Below are 1685 nucleotides of genomic sequence, written 5' to 3'. Positions count from 1 at the left end.
TCAGCAAGTACAAGCGCTGTAGCGTCTACGTCAGCAAGCACAAGTGCTGTAGCGTCTACGTCAGCAAGTACAAGCGCCGTAGCGTCTACCTCAGCGTCAACAAGTGCCGTAGCGTCTACCTCAGCAAGCACAAGCGCCGTAGCCTCTACATCAGCAAGTACTAGCGCAGTAGCCTCTACCTCAGCATCAACAAGTGCAGTAGCCTCTACCTCAGCAAGTACAAGCGCAGTAGCCTCTACCTCAGCATCAACAAGTGCGGTAGCCTCTACATCAGCAAGTACAAGCGCAGTAGCCTCTACATCAGCAAGCACAAGTGCGGTAGCCTCTACCTCAGCAAGCACAAGCGCAGTAGCATCTACATCAGCAAGCACAAGCGCAGTAGCATCTACATCAGCGTCAACAAGTGCGGTAGCATCTACATCAGCAAGCACAAGCGCAGTAGCATCTACATCAGCAAGCACAAGTGCGGTAGCTTCTACATCAGCATCAACAAGCGCTGTAGCCTCTACATCAGCGTCAACAAGTGCCGTAGCCTCTACCTCAGCATCAACAAGTGCGGTAGCCTCTACATCAGCATCAACAAGTGCCGTAGCGTCTACATCAGCATCAACAAGTGCGGTAGCCTCTACATCAGCAAGCACAAGTGCGGTAGCGTCTACCTCAGCCAGCACAAGCGCAGTAGCCTCTACATCAGCATCAACAAGTGCAGTAGCCTCTACCTCAGCAAGCACAAGCGCAGTAGCGTCTACCTCAGCATCAACAAGTGCTGTAGCGTCTACATCAGCAAGCACAAGCGCAGTAGCGTCTACCTCAGCATCAACAAGTGCTGTAGCGTCTACCTCAGCGTCAACAAGTGCAGTAGCCTCTACGTCAGCAAGTACAAGCGCCGTAGCGTCTACGTCAGCATCAACCAGTGCGGTAGCCTCTACCTCAGCATCAACAAGTGCCGTAGCGTCTACGTCGGCGTCAACAAGTGCCGTAGCGTCTACCTCAGCATCAACTAGCGCGGTAGCATCTACGTCAGCAAGTACAAGCGCCGTAGCGTCTACCTCAGCAAGCACAAGTGCTGTAGCCTCTACATCAGCGTCAACAAGTGCGGTAGCGTCTACGTCAGCCTCAACAAGCGCCGTAGCATCTACCTCAGCGTCAACAAGCGCCGTAGCATCTACATCAGCGTCAACAAGTGCTGTAGCGTCTACCTCAGCATCAACAAGTGCAGTAGCCTCTACATCAGCAAGTACTAGCGCAGTAGCGTCTACATCAGCGTCAACAAGTGCCGTAGCGTCTACCTCAGCAAGTACTAGCGCAGTAGCGTCTACATCAGCATCAACAAGTGCCGTAGCGTCTACCTCAGCATCAACAAGCGCAGTAGCGTCTACATCAGCCAGCACAAGCGCTGTAGCCTCTACATCAGCAAGCACAAGCGCAGTAGCATCTACCTCAGCATCAACAAGTGCGGTAGCGTCTACATCAGCAAGTACTAGCGCAGTAGCGTCTACATCAGCGTCAACCAGTGCCGTAGCGTCTACCTCAGCAAGTACTAGCGCAGTAGCGTCTACATCAGCGTCAACAAGTGCCGTAGCGTCTACCTCAGCATCAACAAGTGCCGTAGCGTCTACGTCAGCAAGCACAAGTGCTGTAGCGTCTACGTCAGCAAGTACAAGCGCTGTAGCGTCTACGTCAGC

1 pseudogene is annotated in these 1685 nt (G+C 53.1%); it reads right to left on the bottom strand.

The window, feature by feature from the left end:
- Positions 1 to 1685, bottom strand: a pseudogene (locus tag N8L90_RS09280) (hypothetical protein); the annotation flags it as partial.

The organism is Streptococcus mitis (genome assembly GCF_946190115.1).
In the GTDB taxonomy this organism is placed as follows: domain Bacteria; phylum Bacillota; class Bacilli; order Lactobacillales; family Streptococcaceae; genus Streptococcus; species Streptococcus mitis_CO.
This window is presented reverse-complemented; position numbering and strand designations above follow the sequence as displayed.